We start from the raw sequence: 16,801 nt of genomic DNA, 5'->3' as shown, positions 1-16,801 counted from the left end.
AATTAATCAGAATACGCAGTAGTCGCTTTGACGAACCTAAAAACCGAGGACAGTGATTGGGCCGCTATGGCTTGTAATAAGTCGAACCTTTCAGCTGCTCGATATAGCCGAATAGCCGAGTTGGTAGAACAGGTTATTAATTTAAAGCCTAAGCCTGATTATGTGCTTTTTCCTGAGTTATCCATTCCTTTGCCTTGGATCGATACTGTTGCCAACTACCTTGCTCAATCTGGTATTAGCCTAATTGCTGGAACGGAATACCGACATTACGAAAATGACGAACTTTTGAGTGAGGCCTGTCTTGTGTTGACTGACAACAGACTCGGCTTTCCCTCTGCCGTCCGAATTTGGCAGCCGAAGCTTGAACCAGCAGTTGGCGAAGACAAAGAGCTTACCGCCAAGTTTGGCAAGAAATGGGCGATTGAGGTAAAGGAAAATAGCAAAGGGATTCCTGTGTACACTCACAAGCCTAAGTCTTTGGAAATTGATAACCCTAAACCTGTATACATTCATAACGATGTTTATTTTGGGGTGATGGTTTGTTCCGAACTGCAAAACAGTAAGGCAAGAGTGAATTTTCAGGGCGAGCTCGATGCCTTGATGGTGCTGAGCTGGAATCAGGATTTGGAAACCTTCGCCTCCCTTGTCGAATCGGCAGCATTGGATATTCACGCCTACACCATTTTGGTGAATAATCGTAAATACGGTGATAGTCGTGTCAGATCTCCCGCCAAGGAATCCTATGAGCGTGATCTTGCAAGGGTTCGCGGTGGTGACAATGATTTTGTCATTGCTGCTACCTTGCACGTTGATGACTTACGGGCTTTCCAGAGCCGGGCAAAACGCTGGCCGCAAGAAGGCGATAAATTTAAACCCGTACCGGAAGGGTTTAGATTAGCAAAAGGTCGAAGGAGATTACCGCCAAAATGACGGTGGGTGTTCCGTTCGGGCTAAGCCCAATGAAGCCCGAGGTAAAACTGATCCTTGATAGGCGTAGGAAGAACAGAATTTAAGGGCCTGATTAATTTCGGGTCTATATAGACCAAAGCACATAACAAAAAGTGATTACGATGCTGCTGGCACCAATCGCGAGTAATATCGCGCTGGTCCTGAGTAAAAATGCCGCCCTTTTTAGCGTGGTCCGCAACGTGTCACGATCTATTTCGGCGTCAGACTCCCGGCCACTGGCGCTTTTGCGGATGAATGCCGCTATGCTGGATACGCAATCAGTTGCGCAGACCCGATGTTGCAGTGCCAAAATGGCCGATAACCCCAAACTGATGGCACCAATGATCAACAAGGGCCAGATAGTATGAATACGCGGCCCCAATGTAGTCTGGTTGGTCAAGACGATGTCTTTCAGCAAAAAGCCGTATCCGGCTATCCCTAATAGTGCGAGCCGCAGTATTTCCGAAGAATAAGCGGTGTATCGATCCTGTAATTCCAGGTCGACCTTATAAGATTTCTCGTCGATGGGAAAACCAATCAAACTTTGTATTTTTTCCTTCATGAGTCCACTCGAAAGGCAACGGGGTTAATCTTCGAAGTTTAGACGTGGATAGAGGCTAAGGGACTTAGCCGTCATAAATAAGTACTAGGTGTTGTCGCAATTCCGCAAATTCCCTGTCCACAAAGTTCAAGCGCAGCATTGGACTCACTTCGCTCAAATTATACGAAAAACCGAAGAAATGTAAGCAAGTAGCCCGACCACATCGTCAGCCAGTTGCCACTATGATTTAATCCATGTTACTGAACGGTAGTAGCTCGTCGATGCGCCGGTTAGGCCAAGAGGGGAGTTTTTCCAAGGTGTCTTTTAGCCAGGCCGAGGGATCGAGACCGTTGAGTTTAGCGGTGCCAAGTAAGGTTTGAATCACCGCTGCCCGTTGTCCGGCGCGTTCCGAGCCGGCGAACAGCCAGTTCTTTTTGCCTAGCGCGATGGGGCGGATGCAGTTTTCCGCGGGGTTGTTATCAATGGGTAAATCGCCGGTTTCGGCGTAACGAGTAAGCGCGGTCCAGCGTTTCAAACTGTAATCGATGGCTTTGCTCGTGGCGGTATTGGGTGCCGTGCACAAGCGGGTTTGTTGCAACCAGTCGTGCAAGGCGGCCAGCGTGGGTAGGCTTTTTTCGGCGCGCAGCTGTTTGCGCGCATCAGTGCTGACGTCACGCGCTTCGGCTTCGACCGCATACAGTTTGGCGATGCGATTCAGTGCTTCTTGCGCCACGGGGCTCTGACTGGCTTGGAACAGGTCGAAGAATTTGCGCCGAGCATGTGCCAGGCAGGCCAGTTCGATACATGGCTCAAGTGGGCGTTGTGATGCGGGATGTGAACGGGTAGCGGCAAACAGGGCTTTATAGCCGCCGTAGTCATCAACCAATAAGTGGCCGCGCCAATCCCCCAGAAACTGCTGCACATAGCGGGCACCGCGGCCAGCTTGATAATCGAAGACGATGAGCTTGGGCCCCGGTTGCAGATCGTTACTGCGATAGGCCCACAGATAGGCTTTCTTGGTTTTACCACTGCCGGGATCGAGTTGCGGCACGGGCGTCTCGTCAGCATGTAAGCTATCCCTTTGCAATAAATGCCAGGCCAAGCGGTCAGCCAGCGGCTGTAAGGCCACGCCGATGCGTCCAACCCAATCAGCTAGTGTGGAACGGGACAAGATCACGCCATCGCGAGCAGCGATTTGTTCCAGCCGGTACAGCGGCAGATGATCGAGGTATTTACCGATCATTACCCACGTTAGCAATCCGACGGCAGCCATGCCGCCGTCGATCACCGCCGCTGGAATCGGTGCAGCCGTCATCGTTTCGCAAGCGCGGCAGGCATACTGAGGGCGAATGTGTCTATGGACGAAAAACTTGGCGGGTTCGACGTCCAATTGCTCAGTCACGTCTTCGCCGATTTTGACTAACGCTTTGCCGCATGTTCCGCAAGCGCAAGACTCCGGTTCGTGGCGATGTTCAATGCGCGGCAGATGCTCGGGTAACGGTTGACGACCGGCGCGTGGGCGTTTGGGGCGAGCCACAGTGTCGCAGGGTTGCTCATCGCGTAGTTGTTCGATTTCCTCATCAATCGCCGAGAGGTCGGTATTCCAGGTTTCCTCGAACACATCCCGTTGCAGCGGGGCCAGGATTTCGCTCCGGGTAGCGAAACGGATGCGTTTGTAATACGCCAGCTCATGGGTCAGCGCGGCGATTTTGAGGTCTTTGGCTTGAATACTGGCATCCTTCGTTTGCAGGATCGCCTGTTGATTTGCAATGGTTTGAGCATCCTGCGCGGCTTGATCGACCAGCGCCTGAAGCATCGCCGCAACTTGGTTTTTAGCGGCGGGTTCCAGGTCTAATTGATCGAGTTGGGCCAAGGGATTCATGGGCAATATTATACCGAATAACCCGATGAATACCTTGATTTTACTGGACTTTATTGGCTTTAAGCCCTCGTATCATACCTGCCATTCCGCCGAGGGTTGAGCGGATAAGCGCTGCCAGTCAACACCGGCGACTAACCATTGCCATTGCGCCTGACTGAGCGCAAACACCGCATCATTGGTCTTGGGCCAGACAAAACTGCCTTGATGCAATCGGCGCTGACATAACCATGCCCCATTTCCATCCCACAGTAACAGGCGTAATCGATTACCCGCTCGATTCCGAAAGATAAAGGCCGAGCCGGCGCAAGGCGATTGCCTCAGACTCTGCTGCACGATGGCCGACAAACCATCCAGACCACGACGCATGTCAACCGGCGCCACCGCCAACCAGATCTGCGCGGGATAATCGATCAAGCCAGACATCGTAACAACTCAGCCACCCAACCCGCCGGCACCGAAGGCGAAAGTTCCAACCGATGACCGTGGACATGAGTAAAGACAATAGCTGCTGTCGCAGGTGCCGCCGCCACTATCTGCACCGGCACTAACGCGACCGACTCTGTCGAAGGCCGTTTGCGATAGTCGCACAGCCTGGCAGCAAATGTCCGGACATTGATGCGTTGCTGCAGGCAATACTCCGCCTGCGACAAACCGCTACTTTGCCAATTTTCAATATGCTGACGCCATTTTGTTGTAACGGCCATAGCCACCCCTGATAAAAAAATCACAGGATGCCGCAAGTAACTGGGGTGTTACAGGTGGGCGGAACGGAGCCTTACGAAGAAATAGTGCTGTAGCAAAAAGCAAGGTTATTGGTTATAAATGGTGTGTTATTTGCTTGTTAGATTTTTATTTCTTTGGCAAAGGACTCATAAATTTTTAGAAAATAAGGCGTCGAAAAAACCGGGAGGCTAACATGTAAAAACGGGACAAACCTTGTGGCTTGCCCCGCTGGTGTAAGAATCATTGATTGATACCACCGTTTGGCAACGTCAGTATCATCAAACTTCTCATCAGGGTAAAGCCTTTCATCTTCAGGCATCCAGAATGTCAATATGCGGGCGAGTGACAATACTTTCTTTATGAGCAGTAACACTCAAAAAGCCGTAAACATCCGTGCTTCATGAGTAGCCGATCAAGAGAACTCGGATCGAAGTCTGCTTGCGAGAGCATAACAGGCCGCATATGCTGGTACTGTTTTATAATGGCTTTTTGAAGCATGGGCTATTGCCTACACAGCCATGAAAAAATTCATCCAGAAAATTTCAGCAGGGCTATCAGAATCGGCGTTGCCGGAAAAGGCGCGGGCACACTATGCCGCCGGGCGCTATAAGGAGGCGAGCGATTTATTCAAGGAGTTGTTAAAACAATCGGCCGACGCCGAAACCAAACGGTGCTTGGCCGATTGCTATCTGCAAAGAGCCTGGGCGATGGCCGGCAAGGGCATGCTGAAGGAAGCCTGCGTACTTTGGGAAAATTACGCAGCTAACGCGCAACCGCCGTTGCAAGCGCAAGACGTTTACGTGCTGTGGCTGCTGGCCGGCAAAAACGAGCGCAAAGCCTATGCGGTGCTGTATGGATTCAATGCGCGGCAGCTGGACGAAGAGTTTCCGGCGCTGGCGGCTTATCTGGGGGCGCTGTTGGTATCCGGGGCCTCCGACCTGTTGCCGCATTTACCCCAGGATTCCGCACTGCTCAAACATTGGGAATGGGTCGGAGCAGCGCTGGCGGCGTATCGTAACGGCGAGCGCGAGGGCTGCGAGCAGGCTCTGAAACAACTGCCGTTCCGGTCGGCGTTTCGCGATTTGCGCACCTTGCTGAAAGCGCAATTGTTGGCTGGCGCGGACAGCGAGCAAGCCTTGGCCCTTTTAGCCAAAATCCCCGACGAATCGCCTTATCAACCGCTGGCTAAGGCCTGTTTGGCTTACCGGCAATCCGGCGCGGACTTCGTCGCCGGCTTGTCTGGCCTGGAACATAATCAACGCCGCATCGTGGCTCAAGCTAAAGGACTTACCGCCCGCCAAGGCCAATTGCTGGAAATGCTGTTAAAACAGAGCGGCGAGTCGGACGCCAAGACTCGCTTTAATCTGGTTTTGCAATATCGCGATGTGCTCGGCAGCGATGCCGCGCGAGCCTATTGTCTGGGCGCGTTGGCCGAGTATCCGGGCGGCGAAAAAGACTACTTCAAACACTTCGCCAGCAAGGACCCGTTCGAGGAAAACCGCTTGCAAGCCTTGTTGCACGAGCAAGCGGAAAACGGCTACGACGCCGGATTTTTCTGGGAACGCTGCATCGATATTCTGAAAAAAGACCGGCCGGCGAACGACCGAAAAATCGCGTTGATACTCAGACATATGGCCGACAAGGCCCATTCCGCCGAAGTTGCGGCGTTGCTGGCCGACAGCCTGGAATACGATCCGAGTGATCTGCAAAGCTATCTGAAGCTATTAACGATTTATCAGGAACAGCGGCCGGACTCCGTTCAGTATGCACACTGGTTGGAACGCGGCCTGCAACGTTTCCCCGACGATACCGATTTGCTGGTGCGCGCTGCCAAATCTGCCGCCGACAGAAAAGCCTTTAAAAAAGCCGCAGCTTACGCCAAAGCCTTGTTGCAGATCGATCCGGTCAATACCTTGGCCAAACACTTGTTGTTCGCCAATCACATGGCGCATGCCCGCCGCTTGGTAAAAGCCGAAAAGTTTCATTTGGTGGAAAAGGAAATTCAAGCGGCCGAACAATTGACCATCGATAAAAGTCTGCGCCGTCAGGCCGACCTGTTGCGCGGTTTTTATCTGTGGCAGGCCGAAGACAAAGCCCAGGGCTTGCAACGTATTGTCGATACCCTGGCCACGCTGCATGACGATCCGGTCAATATGCATTTTCAGGCGCAGATCGAAGCCGGTTTGTTGGAACTGCCGACACAAGGGATTAGCCGCGCGCTGCCGGCGTTTAAGGACTTTCTGCTGTCGGCCCCGCAATTGCAGCGGCTGATCGCGTCGCTCGATTATTACGACGAGCAATTGGACGATAGAAGCTTATTGTTCAAAGCCTTGGATAAAGTCAAAGCGCCGCTGAAAAAGTCGGTGGAATGGTTGCTGGAGCATGAAACGCTGCTGCTCGCCTGGTGCCAAACTTTGGAAGCCATCGGTCATTACGAGTTATTGAAGCACTGCGCCAAAATGGCAAATGCCCGATGGCGAAAACCCGCTTGGCTTTATTATCAGCGGGTCGCAGAATGCCAAGGCGATGCCAGTCGTTTGGATTTCATGCTGTTATTCGGTTTGCAACTTGCCTTGGAAGAGGCGCGGGCGCAAAACGATCATAAGGCCGTCGGGCTGATCGCGCGCCTGCTCGAGCGGGCCAGCGGCGCTCCCGAGCATTTGCCGATTGAGGATGAAACGGATGAATTCGAGCAGTCACCCATTAGCGACGATCCGATAGAAGACTTGTTCGGCCCCATTCCGGATGCTGTGTTCAAGCGCATTGAAAAGAAAATTGAGGAGATCATGCGCAAGCGGGGTCCCGATTATTTCGCCGCCCAAATTATGCGTCAATACGGCGAGCAGCTTGGCCAGCAACGTCTGGCGATCTTGTTTATGAACCAGGATTTCCTCTGGTCGGCAGCTATACTAGCCGGCGCGGAGGAACTTAAGATCGAGATCGGCGTCGGTTTCGACGACATCCTCGCGCGTTTCGAGCATAACTCTCCACAATATTCACTGCCTTTTAATTGAGTACCGATGATTTCACCGTACCGTATTCTGGGTGTGTCCGAACAGGCCGCCGACGCCGACATCAAACAAGCCTATTTGCAAGGGGTCAAGGACAATCCGCCCGACCGCGATTCCGTGCGCTTTCGGCAAATTCAAGATGCCTATGATGCAATCAAGGACGAAGACTGCCGCCTGCGCCACGCTTTGTTTCGTGTGCCGCGTGTCGAATTCGACGCGTTGCTGGCGCAAGCTTTTAATCAACAAGGCGCCGGCGGCCCGATGGCCGCGGACGACTTCTTAAAACTGTTGAGTACGGTTGCCATCGAAAAATCGCTCGCTAAATTCACTAAACCAACATGAACACAGAAACCCCGCAAGACGAATTGCTGGCAGCCTTGCAGCACTATCTACAGGAAACCGATTTTGCTCATTTGACCGCGTTTGACCAACCGGATTTGACCGCCTTATTCAGCGATTTAGCCGGTCTGAAAACCGAAGTCAAGGCCGAGTCGCGGCAATTCAAGGCCACGCTGGATAGCTTGAGCGACGCCGTCGAAACCTTGAAAGCGGACAATCAAGCTCTGGCGGAGGAACTGGCGAAAGCCGGCGAACGCCTGCAACAGCAACGCCGTGAGGTCGAACGGACGATGCTGCTGGAATGGATCGACATTTACGACCGGCTCAGCGCAGGCTATCGGGCCTTGCAAAACTATCGGCCGGTCGATGGCCTATTCCGGTATTCCAAACCACAGGACGTGCGCTTCATCGCCAGCGTTGGCGAAGGTCAGGAAATCACCTTGAAGCGCCTGGAACACATGCTGCAACGCCGGCGGGTATTTGCCATCGATTGTATCGGCCAGCCCTTCGATGCCCGGACGATGACGACCATCGCCATCGGCAACGATCCTTCGCTGGAAAACGCCGTCGTGCTCGAAGAGCTGCGCAAGGGCTTTTTAATCGACGATCAGGTACTGCGCTTGGCGGAAGTCAAGGTCAATAAACTTTAGGTATTGAGGGAACAACTATGAACGACATCATCATCGGCATCGATCTGGGGACCACCAATTCGGAAGTGGCCATCGTCGAAAACGGCAAAGTCACCGTGATCGCCGACGCCGGCAAGAAGATTTTGCCGTCGTTTGTCGGACTCGACGATAACGGCAGCATTCTGGTCGGCGAAACCGCGCGCAATCAATACCTGATTTATCCGGAGCGCACCGTCAAGTCGATCAAGCGCTTGATGGGGCAGGACACGCAGGTGACGATTGCCGGCCAAGCGTACACGCCGCAGGAGGTGTCCGCGATCATCCTGAAACGCTTGAAGGCAATTGCCGAAGCCTACGTCGGCCAGCCTATCGTCAAGGCGGTAATTACCGTGCCGGCCTATTTTTCCGACTCCCAGCGTCAGGCCACCCGCGAGGCCGGCGAAATCGCCGGGCTGGAGGTGGTAAGGATGATCAACGAGCCGACCGCTGCTGCCTTGGTTTACGGCGCGGGCCGGCTCGATGCCAAACGCATGCTGGTCTACGACTTGGGCGGCGGTACCTTCGACGTGTCGGTGGTCAACGTGCAAAGCGGCGTCGTCGAAGTACTGGCCAGCCATGGCGACAATCATCTGGGCGGCGACGATTTCGATCAGTTGATCGTCGATCGCATTCTGGCGCATATTCGCGAGCAATTCGGGATCGAAGTCGAGCCGCACGGCAAGGCGATGGCGCGCATCACACGGGCGGCAGAGCAGGCGAAACTATGCTTGTCCGACGAGCCCTACGCGACCATCGAGGAAGAATATTTGCTGGAGCATCAGGGCACGCCGCTGCATTTGAAGATGGAATTGGCGCGTTCGGACTACGAAGACCTGATCGCCGACCATATCAATGCCACGATGGACGCCACCCACATTGCGCTGAAGGGCGCCAAGCTGACCGCGTCCGACATCGACGAAATCATTCTGGTCGGCGGCTCGACGCGTACGCCATGCATCCGCGAGCGTCTGTTCGAGGAATTCGGTTTCGAACCGCACGGCGAAGTCGATCCCGACCTGTGCGTGGCGATGGGCGCGGCGATGCAGGCGGCCATGATCAACGGCGAAGACATCGGCACGGTGTTGGTCGACGTCACACCGTATACCTTCGGCACCTGCGCGGTCGGCTATCTGGATGGCCTGCCCTATCCGTATCAGTACGTGCCCATCGTTCATAAAAACAGCGTATTGCCGGTGCGCAAGACCGAAGCTTTCGAGACCTTTCACGACAATCAACGCGAAGTGAACGTGCGCATTTTTCAAGGCGAGGACCCCGACGCATTGAACAACGTCGAAATTGGCGAGTTTTTGGTCGAGGGTTTATTGGACGTGCCGGCCGGCAATATCATCACCTTGACGCTGGATCTGGATTTGAACGGCATCTTGCACGTCTCCGCGCGGGAAAAAGCGTCCGGCAAGGAAAAAGCCATCACCATCAACAACGCCATTTCCCGCTTCGATAGCGGCGAACTGAATAGCGCCAAACAGCGTATCGACGGCTTGTTCGGCGAAACTGCCGGTGGCGAGGGGGGTTCAGGACCGGAAAGTCCGGCCGCCGCCGCCGCGCGCAACGCGATCAAGAAAGCCGAAGCGCTGTTCGAAACCGTCTCCGCCGAAGACAAGGAAGACATGGTCGATTTAATCGAAACCATTTCAAATTGTTTGGAAAACAGTGACGAAGCCGGGCTGCGCGAGCCGGTCGAGCGCTTGAACGACATCATCTACTACCTGGAGTCGTAATGCAGCGTTGCCCGGCCTGCAACGCCCGGCTCGGCGCGGCCACGCTCTGCCCGCGCTGCGGCGCCGATCTGAAGCAAATCGTCCGTAGCGAACGAGTAGCCGAACAATGGCTGAGCGTGTCCTTACAAAGCACGGGGGCCGGCCGGATGGATGTGGCCGTGCCGGCCGTATTGCGCTCCTTGAGTTTCAAGCAAATCCCCGCCGCCAAGCTGCTTAGAGGTTTTTTGGTTCAGCGCCTATATCGGATGCTTTATGATACTGTGGCGGAGCAGCGCTGGCCGGAAGCGCGCGATATTCTGGGCCATTTGCGGATGTTGGAAGGACAGAACGAAACCTTACGCCGGTTTGACGAGATGATAGGCCAGCTGTCGGTTACATCGTCGGCAAATTCCAGTAGCGATTAGCGGTGCGTGATGCGGCCGGGCCATGCCGCCTAAATCTGGCCGACGGGTCCGGCTAGGCTGGCGTGTCTTGCGTTTAACTTTCGGTAGATCACCATGAATAAACTCCTGCTTACCCTGCTCGCCATCCTGCTGATCATCGAAGAATGGTTATGGGATTTTCTGTCTGCCTGTGGTCATTACCTGGCTTTGCTGCTCAGGCTGGAAGGTATCGAGCGCTGGTTGGCACAAACCTCGCCTTCCATGGCTTTGCTGGCGTTTACTATTCCTGTGTTAATCGTCACGCCTATCAATCTGGCGGCCTTGTCCTTGCTGTTGCACGGCCTGCTGTTGCAGGGCATTTTGCTGGAAGTGTTTGCCAAGTTGCTGGGCACTTTGCTGGTGGCGCGGGTGTTTAAATTGACCAAGCCGCAGTTGCTGACCTTCGGTATTATCGCTTTTGTTTATCACACCGTGATGGGCTGGCTGCACTGGGCGCATGCGAAGATCGTCGATACCGAGATTTACCGGTGGTCGCGGCAGGTAAAAGCGCAGGTGAAGGCGAAAGTTAAAGCGTGGTTGGGCTAATTCTTTGCTGTTAATCGGCTTTCGAGCCAGTCAGCTTTTGCCGCTGTTTGATCAACACGTAGCCACAGCCGATCAGCGAAATTATCATCAACATCGCACCCAGCAGCTGCGCGAGTTTAGCTAAAGTATGGTCTTGCGCCAACAGGCCGGATTCGGTTAGTAAATATTCCCAATCGTGAAAACCGTATGGTGCGGAATGGCCGAAATTGCCGCCCAGCAAGGGTAATTGGCCGGCGCGGGCGTCGTTGATATACGGGGCAATATCCAGGAAGTTCTCGCCCACCCACCATAAACACAAGCCGGCGCCGAATGGGTCGCGGGTTTTTAGCAGCAAGGTCAACATGCAAATCGTCGGCATCAGAATCTGGCCCAAGGTGCCGCCCAGCGAGGTGATAAATTGGCCGAAGGGCCGGAAAATCACATGGCCGGCTTCGTGAAACGGCAGATTGATTAAATGCAGAAACGATTCGCCGACCGCATTGCTGGCCAAGCCCGGCGTAATCAGCAACCAGCTCCAGATTAAAAATCCTGGTAATAATACGCAGCGGCCGACAAAAATGGCATCGTTGTCTGCATAAATGTCGTTGCCGAATATGGTGTCCGCCGGCGGCTCGATGTGAATCACGACTTGCGGCCTATCCGTGCCCTGCGAGCTTGAGCTGCCGTGGTATTTGTAATATTTGGCAAAAACGATGCCGCAGTGCGGGCAGCTATCTTCGGTGGGCGGCACATCCCGATTACACTTGGGGCATGGCTTCATGGCGGGGCTCCGGACTTGATAGTGAGATGTTTTGCAAATAAACCTTAGCAGCAAGGCCGGGATTTTTTCATTCCGGCAACATTTTATTTGTGTGATAAGCGGATTACCGGACAAGCGAGATTTTGAGGTTAATCATGTTGGAACTGACATTTTCCAGAGCAGAGCCGGTAGATGCGGAGCAACTGGCGGCGCTGATCAATTCGGCATATCGCGGCGAATCCAGCCGGCAGGGTTGGACCACCGAAGCCGATTTGCTCGACGGCCGGCGCACCGAAGCAGCGGATATTCTGGATTTAATCGCCGGCACAGAGTCGATGATTTTGCAGTGTCGGCGGCAGAACGATTTGCTGGGCTCGGTGCATTTACAAAAGTTAGATCAGCAGGTGCAAATTGGCATGTTGGCGGTCGTGCCGGCTATGCAAGGCCTGGGGATAGGTAAGCGTTTGTTGGCGGCGGCCGAAGCGGAGGCCAAGCAAGCCTGGTTGGTTAAACACTTCGTGATGGCGGTGATCCCTTGTCGGACCGAGCTAATGGCGTTTTACGAACGGCGCGGCTACCAGCGCACCGGGACAATTAAGGCGTTTCCGGTAAATCCGGCATTGTGGCAACCCAAAGTGGCCGGTTTGTCTTTGGAATTATTGGAGAAGCATCTCTAAGCGGTTGCGCCCGGCTTGATGCCTTTGATGGTAAATTTAGCGCGATCAATTACTTGCGCTGTTCACCGTGGCAACGACTTGATTGCCGTTTCCAAGGTAATCAAGCGAGTCGAAACTCAACATCCGGGATAAAGCAATGCCCCGGCCATGCAGGTCGGTTGCGCGCTCCGGCGAGAAGGTCAGGAAAGTCGATGGATCGAAGCCCTTGCCCTGGTCTTTAATCGTAAACGTGGTGCGGGTTGGTTCTCTGACAATTTTAACCACCACGAATTTATCTTGATATTCAGGCTGATTGAGCCGGCGTTCGATTTCTTCACGCCAACGGCCCTGGCTAACCAATTCGGTTTTTTCTTGATAACTGATGCCGAGATTACCGTGTTCGACAGAATTTAGCAGCAACTCGGAAAGTCCGGTGGCGACTTTTTCCGGGTTGCATGACAAGTCGGCAAGCAGCGTAGTCAAACCTTTGATTTCACTTAAGGTCCGGAAACCAAACTCCGCTTTGCGCAGCAAACTCAGCGCTACTCGTTTATTGGTAATCCGGGTTTTCAGCGCTTTGTGGCGACGGCTGTCATCGATAGCTGACGCCACAAAAGCGAGTAGAACTTTTTCGTCGTACGGTTTGGTCAGATAATGATAAACCCCGGCATTGATGCCTTCCACAATGGCGTCCCGTGACGAAATTCCGGTCTGAAAAATCACTGGCAGCTCGGCGAACCGCGGATCGCCTTTGATTTTGGCCAACAATTCCATGCCATCCATCTGCGGCATATCCCGATCAGTCACGACGATATCGAAGGGTTGTTCGCTGCCGTTAAGTAATTGCCAGGCCTCTAAACCGTTGCTGGCGGATTGAACCAGGTAACCGTCTGACTCCAAGAATTTGCGGAGTATTTCCCGCATAAGTTTCATGTCATCGACGATCAATACCTTAGCTTTAAAGTCATGGTCAGAAAGTTTCAACGCCAATTCTCCTAAAGGCAGCGGTTAAAGTAAGTTGACGAGAAAATTAACCTAGTGGCTTAAATGATGCTATCCGCGTTTGGGCAAATAAACAACTGTATCGATTTTGCGGACTATCGTTGAATGATTGGTTTGGCGGGGCTTAGCAATGAATAATTGCTTTGCAATTATTTGGTCGCGCGGCATTCGACTGAAGCCGCTTGCAAATCAGTTGCGTTTTTATGCTCCCTACATGGAAGCGCTATCGCGTGATTTTACCTGTCAATCGGGCCATTGCACCGACCAACTGCCGTGGCTGGTTTAGCCTGTCTCGGTTTCCTTATCTTCGTCGGCGGACATATCGGAAATTTCCTTCAAGCGCGCCACGGCCTTGAAGTTGACGCTGCCTTCCGGATACTGGCCTTCCGCATTGATGGTACCGGCTTCTTGTCCGGTTAACAGACTTAGGGCTTCGTCCACATTCGATACCGTGTAAATCGCAAACAGGCCTTGCTCCACGGCATCTACTACTTGTTGTTTCAGCATCAGATTGCGTTTGTTCGATGCCGGGATAATCACGGCCTGCCTGCCGGTCAATCCGCGCGCCGCGCATAGCTCAAAAAAGCCTTCAATCTTTTCGTTGACCCCGCCGATGGCTTGCACTTCGCCGTATTGATTGATCGAGCCGGTCATGGCAAAGCCTTGCTGAATCGGGGTGCGGGTCAGTGCGGAGATCAAACAGCACAGTTCGGCCAAGGAAGCGCTGTCGCCGTCGATGTGGCCGTAGGATTGTTCCATGGCGATGCTGGCGGAAATGGCCAGCGGAAATTGTTGGGCGTAACAGTGGCCGAGATAGCCGCTCAAAATCATCACGCCCTTGGAATGGATGGGTTGCCCCAGCTCCACTTCGCGCTCGATATCGACAATGCCTCTGGAGCCGGGATGTACGGTGGCGGTGATCCGCGCCGGCGCGCCGAAGCTGCTGCCGCCGATGTCCATCACCGTCAGGCCGTTGACCTTGCCGATGGCTTCGCCGTCGGTATCGATCAAAATCGTACCTTCCAGCATTTCTTCCAGGATGGCTTCGGCTATGCGGCCGTTGCGTTGTTCGCGGGCTGATAGCGCTAGTTCGATTTCGGTTTTATCGATATTGACGGCAAAGGTTTGGCTGGCCAATAAATTGGCTTCGGCGATGATTTCCAGGCAGCTGTTGACATGGGCGGACAGACGCTGCTGATTTTCCGCCAGCCGGCAACTATGCTCGATTAGCCGCAGCAATGCACCGTCGGTCAGGGGCTTGGCGCCGGAATCGGCGGCGTGGCGTTTCAGCAATTGCACGAATTGGCCGACATTGTCCGGACTGCGTTTGATGTGATCATCAAAGTCTGCAAGCACCCGGAACATCTCGTTGAATTCGCTATCCAGCTCTTCCAACAAATAATAAATATCGCGAGAGCCGACCAGGATTACTTTGACGTTAAGCGGAATCACGCCGGGTTTTAGCGTGATGGTATTAATGCCCAGTTCGGAGTAAGGGGACTCGATTTCGACACGGCCGGCTTGCAGGGCCCGCTTCAGGCCTTCCCAAACGAAGGGATAAGTCAGCACTTTTTCAGCGTCCAGGATCAGGTAACCGCCGTTGGCGCGGTGCAGCGAGCCGGGGCAAATGCGCCGGTAACTGGTGACCAGCGTGCCTTGGTCGCTGACATATTCGATGCGGCCGAACAGGTTTTGATAGATCGGATGCGGCTCGTAGATCACCGGTGCGCCGTTGCCGTCGTGTTTGCAATCCACCAGAATGTTGGGCAGATATTGCTCGATTAGCGCCAAGCGTTTGGCAATGATCTCCCGGCTATCCTGGCTGCGAGTGGGCATCAGCAACTCGCCGATGGTATTGCTCAAACTCTTTTCGATTTCCGCGAGATAGGTAATGACGTCATCGACGTTTTGGTATTTGTGGTTCAACTCGGCCAGTAGAGGCTCCAGCGCCTGCTTGATGGTATCGTTGTCCAGCTGACGGGTTTCTTCGACCAGCGTGCGCCGCCACTGCGGCAGTTCCAGCAATACGTCGCCGAGATATTCTTCCAGTTCCTCGGTGTGTTGATGAAAAGCATCGCGCTCCGCTTGCGGCAGCAAGGTGAATTGGTCTTCGTCCAGCGCTTTGTCGTTGCGGATCGGTAGAAAAGTGATGGTGTCGCTGTCACGATACAGCGCTACACTCATCTCGCGGGCTTTGGCATCAACCAGATCGATAGCACTGTTGTAGCGTTGATTGAAGCGCCGCTCGATCGCGGTTTTCTTTTGTTGATAACTAGGGCTTTCGAAGGCGGCTGGAAAGGTAGCGAGCACATCGTCGATCAGCTTTTCGATGTCTTTGGCAAAGCTATGGCCTTCCCCGGACGGCAATTCGATAGCCACCGGCTCGCGCTGATTCTCGAAATTGTCCACGTAGGCATAAGACAGCGGCGATTCCTGCTGCTCGGCATAGGTATTCAAATAATGGCTGACCATGGACAGGCGGCCGGTACCGGGATCGCCCATCACGAAGATGTTGTAGCCCGGCGCTTTCATGGCGATGCCGAAGGCCAAAGCCGATTGGGCGCGGCTTTGGCCGAGGATGGCGTTAGGCTGCCCGCTTGGCGCGGCGCTGGGCAGATCGATAGCCAGCTTCAGGGCCGATACCGGCAATTTCAATTGTTCAAGCATGATGCGGGTTATTTGCTGTTAGGCATCGACAGCATGTGACTCATGCGTTCGGCCTTGGTTTTCAGATATTCAAGATTGTCTTGATGAATGCGGGTTTCGATGGCGATACGGTTGTTAACCTTAATCCCCAGCTTGGTCAGTTCGTCGATTTTCAAAGGATTATTGGTGATTAACTCGATGGAGCGCACTTGCAAGTTGTTTAAAATCAGCGCGGCAATGTCGTATTGACGTTCGTCGGCCAGGTGACCGAGTTTGATGTTGGCATCGACGGTATCCAGGCCCTGGTCTTGCAGATTGTAAGCCTGTAGCTTTTTCAGCAAGCCGATGCCTCGGCCTTCCTGCCGCAAATAAATCAGTACGCCGCAACCGGCGGTGTTAATCAAATCCAGAGCCATATCCAGCTGTTCGCCGCAATCGCAACGCCGCGAACCCAGCACGTCGCCGGTAAAGCACTCGGAATGGATGCGGACCGGCACACCTTCCTTGCCGGCTACCTCGCCTTTTACGAAGGCGACATGTTCTTTTTTATCGAGGCTGTTGCTGTAGTAGTGCAGAATGAATTCGCCGTGTTTGGTGGGAATCCGGGTTTGAACCTTATCTTCTATGCTTGCTTTCACTGATGTTGAAATCCTTAATGCGCAGCTTATATGGGTAAAAGCCGACGACTGCATGGATGCAGGAGGTAGGGCAACGCCGGGAGCGGTTGCCGAGAGCCTTTCTGAATCGCTGGTTTCACAACGATTGAGAAAGGCTCCAGGCCATGATGCTTGGCCTTGCGGCGGTATTTAGTTTTGTCGGCGTAGGTTTGCGCTTTGTTGAATTGATGGGCGAATTTTGCCACCGGATTTTTAATGGGTTTGTCGTCCAAACCCTTGCTTGGGTTTTGTTTTCTCATGCTTTTTTCTCCGTAAGCTATTA

Annotated in this window: 18 protein-coding genes; 8 read left to right on the top strand and 10 right to left on the bottom strand. The window is 53.6% G+C overall.

Annotation, left to right across the window (positions count from 1 at the left end; genetic code table 11):
* The first annotated feature begins 27 nt into the window (after positions 1-27).
* Positions 28-930, top strand: a complete 903-nt coding sequence (locus A1332_RS00230; protein WP_064006585.1) for a hypothetical protein — start codon at positions 28-30, stop codon at positions 928-930.
* Positions 931-1,033: 103 nt separating this feature from the next.
* On the opposite strand, the gene A1332_RS00225 is transcribed toward A1332_RS00230, so the two are convergent.
* From A1332_RS00225 to A1332_RS00205, 5 genes are all read right to left on the bottom strand, one after another.
* Positions 1,034-1,510 (bottom strand): hypothetical protein, encoded by a 477-nt coding sequence (locus A1332_RS00225; RefSeq protein WP_064006584.1) that lies wholly within the window; start codon positions 1,508-1,510, stop codon positions 1,034-1,036.
* Between the two features lie 226 nt (positions 1,511-1,736).
* Positions 1,737-3,371, bottom strand: coding sequence for an IS66 family transposase (tnpC, locus tag A1332_RS00220; RefSeq protein ID WP_064006583.1), 1,635 nt, complete (start codon positions 3,369-3,371; stop codon positions 1,737-1,739).
* Positions 3,372-3,443: 72 nt separating this feature from the next.
* On the bottom strand, positions 3,444-3,794 hold the full coding sequence (tnpB, locus tag A1332_RS00215) for an IS66 family insertion sequence element accessory protein TnpB (RefSeq protein ID WP_064006582.1): 351 nt from the start codon (positions 3,792-3,794) through the stop codon (positions 3,444-3,446).
* Complete coding sequence (gene tnpA / locus A1332_RS00210) at positions 3,782-4,075, bottom strand: IS66 family insertion sequence element accessory protein TnpA (protein WP_064006581.1); 294 nt, start codon at positions 4,073-4,075, stop codon at positions 3,782-3,784. Before tnpA ends, tnpB begins: the two co-directional genes overlap by 13 nt.
* A 137-nt stretch (positions 4,076-4,212) precedes the next feature.
* The gene (locus tag A1332_RS00205; RefSeq protein WP_157203902.1) at positions 4,213-4,413 is read right to left on the bottom strand and encodes a hypothetical protein; all 201 of its coding nucleotides are present in this window, start codon (positions 4,411-4,413) and stop codon (positions 4,213-4,215) included.
* Positions 4,414-4,612: 199 nt separating this feature from the next.
* On the opposite strand from A1332_RS00205, the gene A1332_RS00200 reads away from it, so the two are divergent.
* From A1332_RS00200 to A1332_RS00175, 6 genes are all read left to right on the top strand, one after another.
* The gene (locus A1332_RS00200; protein WP_064006579.1) at positions 4,613-7,108 is read left to right on the top strand and encodes a hypothetical protein; all 2,496 of its coding nucleotides are present in this window, start codon (positions 4,613-4,615) and stop codon (positions 7,106-7,108) included.
* A 6-nt stretch (positions 7,109-7,114) separates the two neighbouring features.
* On the top strand, positions 7,115-7,447 hold the full coding sequence (locus tag A1332_RS00195; protein ID WP_064006578.1) for a DnaJ domain-containing protein: 333 nt from the start codon (positions 7,115-7,117) through the stop codon (positions 7,445-7,447).
* Positions 7,444-8,094, top strand: coding sequence for a nucleotide exchange factor GrpE (locus A1332_RS00190; RefSeq protein ID WP_064006577.1), 651 nt, complete (start codon positions 7,444-7,446; stop codon positions 8,092-8,094). The genes A1332_RS00195 and A1332_RS00190 overlap by 4 nt, the downstream gene beginning before the upstream one ends.
* Before the next feature lie 17 nt (positions 8,095-8,111).
* A complete protein-coding gene (locus A1332_RS00185; RefSeq protein WP_064006576.1) occupies positions 8,112-9,851 on the top strand; it encodes an Hsp70 family protein in 1,740 nt (579 codons plus the stop codon).
* A complete protein-coding gene (locus tag A1332_RS00180; RefSeq protein ID WP_064006575.1) occupies positions 9,851-10,255 on the top strand; it encodes a hypothetical protein in 405 nt (134 codons plus the stop codon). Before A1332_RS00185 ends, A1332_RS00180 begins: the two co-directional genes overlap by 1 nt.
* Before the next feature lie 93 nt (positions 10,256-10,348).
* On the top strand, positions 10,349-10,819 hold the full coding sequence (locus tag A1332_RS00175) for a hypothetical protein (RefSeq protein ID WP_064006574.1): 471 nt from the start codon (positions 10,349-10,351) through the stop codon (positions 10,817-10,819).
* Positions 10,820-10,829: 10 nt separating this feature from the next.
* On the opposite strand, the gene A1332_RS00170 is transcribed toward A1332_RS00175, so the two are convergent.
* Entirely contained in the window at positions 10,830-11,579 is a 750-nt protein-coding gene (locus A1332_RS00170; RefSeq protein WP_064006573.1) for a hypothetical protein, read from the bottom strand.
* 134 nt (positions 11,580-11,713) lie between these two features.
* On the opposite strand from A1332_RS00170, the gene A1332_RS00165 reads away from it, so the two are divergent.
* The gene (locus A1332_RS00165; protein WP_064006572.1) at positions 11,714-12,235 is read left to right on the top strand and encodes a GNAT family N-acetyltransferase; all 522 of its coding nucleotides are present in this window, start codon (positions 11,714-11,716) and stop codon (positions 12,233-12,235) included.
* Positions 12,236-12,280: 45 nt separating this feature from the next.
* Here the strand turns inward: A1332_RS00165 and A1332_RS00160 are convergent, their stop codons facing one another.
* The 4 genes from A1332_RS00160 to A1332_RS00145 all read right to left on the bottom strand — a co-directional run bounded on the left by A1332_RS00160 (position 12,281) and on the right by A1332_RS00145 (position 16,778).
* Complete coding sequence (locus A1332_RS00160; RefSeq protein ID WP_082879448.1) at positions 12,281-13,198, bottom strand: response regulator; 918 nt, start codon at positions 13,196-13,198, stop codon at positions 12,281-12,283.
* 300 nt (positions 13,199-13,498) lie between these two features.
* The gene (locus tag A1332_RS00155; RefSeq protein ID WP_064006571.1) at positions 13,499-15,883 is read right to left on the bottom strand and encodes a Lon protease family protein; all 2,385 of its coding nucleotides are present in this window, start codon (positions 15,881-15,883) and stop codon (positions 13,499-13,501) included.
* Positions 15,884-15,891: 8 nt separating this feature from the next.
* Complete coding sequence (ribA, locus tag A1332_RS00150; RefSeq protein WP_064006570.1) at positions 15,892-16,500, bottom strand: GTP cyclohydrolase II; 609 nt, start codon at positions 16,498-16,500, stop codon at positions 15,892-15,894.
* 26 nt (positions 16,501-16,526) lie between these two features.
* The gene (locus A1332_RS00145; RefSeq protein WP_231890167.1) at positions 16,527-16,778 is read right to left on the bottom strand and encodes a DUF7230 family protein; all 252 of its coding nucleotides are present in this window, start codon (positions 16,776-16,778) and stop codon (positions 16,527-16,529) included.
* Between the last annotated feature and the right edge of the window lie 23 nt (positions 16,779-16,801).

This window comes from Methylomonas methanica, from assembly GCF_001644035.1.
GTDB lineage: Bacteria > Pseudomonadota > Gammaproteobacteria > Methylococcales > Methylomonadaceae > Methylomonas > Methylomonas methanica_A.
This window is presented reverse-complemented; position numbering and strand designations above follow the sequence as displayed.

Bases quoted from the DNA above. Each gene is read 5' to 3' on its own strand.
- A1332_RS00225 (WP_064006584.1), bottom strand. From the start codon at position 1,510: ATGAAGGAAAAAATACAAAGTTTGATTGGTTTTCCCATCGACGAGAAA.
- tnpC (WP_064006583.1), bottom strand. From the start codon at position 3,371: ATGAATCCCTTGGCCCAACTCGATCAATTAGACCTGGAACCCGCCGCT.
- tnpB (WP_064006582.1), bottom strand. From the start codon at position 3,794: ATGTCTGGCTTGATCGATTATCCCGCGCAGATCTGGTTGGCGGTGGCG.
- tnpA (WP_064006581.1), bottom strand. From the start codon at position 4,075: ATGGCCGTTACAACAAAATGGCGTCAGCATATTGAAAATTGGCAAAGT.
- A1332_RS00205 (WP_157203902.1), bottom strand. From the start codon at position 4,413: ATGCCTGAAGATGAAAGGCTTTACCCTGATGAGAAGTTTGATGATACT.
- A1332_RS00200 (WP_064006579.1), top strand. From the start codon at position 4,613: ATGAAAAAATTCATCCAGAAAATTTCAGCAGGGCTATCAGAATCGGCG.
- A1332_RS00195 (WP_064006578.1), top strand. From the start codon at position 7,115: ATGATTTCACCGTACCGTATTCTGGGTGTGTCCGAACAGGCCGCCGAC.
- A1332_RS00190 (WP_064006577.1), top strand. From the start codon at position 7,444: ATGAACACAGAAACCCCGCAAGACGAATTGCTGGCAGCCTTGCAGCAC.
- A1332_RS00185 (WP_064006576.1), top strand. From the start codon at position 8,112: ATGAACGACATCATCATCGGCATCGATCTGGGGACCACCAATTCGGAA.
- A1332_RS00180 (WP_064006575.1), top strand. From the start codon at position 9,851: ATGCAGCGTTGCCCGGCCTGCAACGCCCGGCTCGGCGCGGCCACGCTC.
- A1332_RS00175 (WP_064006574.1), top strand. From the start codon at position 10,349: ATGAATAAACTCCTGCTTACCCTGCTCGCCATCCTGCTGATCATCGAA.
- A1332_RS00170 (WP_064006573.1), bottom strand. From the start codon at position 11,579: ATGAAGCCATGCCCCAAGTGTAATCGGGATGTGCCGCCCACCGAAGAT.
- A1332_RS00165 (WP_064006572.1), top strand. From the start codon at position 11,714: ATGTTGGAACTGACATTTTCCAGAGCAGAGCCGGTAGATGCGGAGCAA.
- A1332_RS00155 (WP_064006571.1), bottom strand. From the start codon at position 15,883: ATGCTTGAACAATTGAAATTGCCGGTATCGGCCCTGAAGCTGGCTATC.
- A1332_RS00145 (WP_231890167.1), bottom strand. From the start codon at position 16,778: ATGAGAAAACAAAACCCAAGCAAGGGTTTGGACGACAAACCCATTAAA.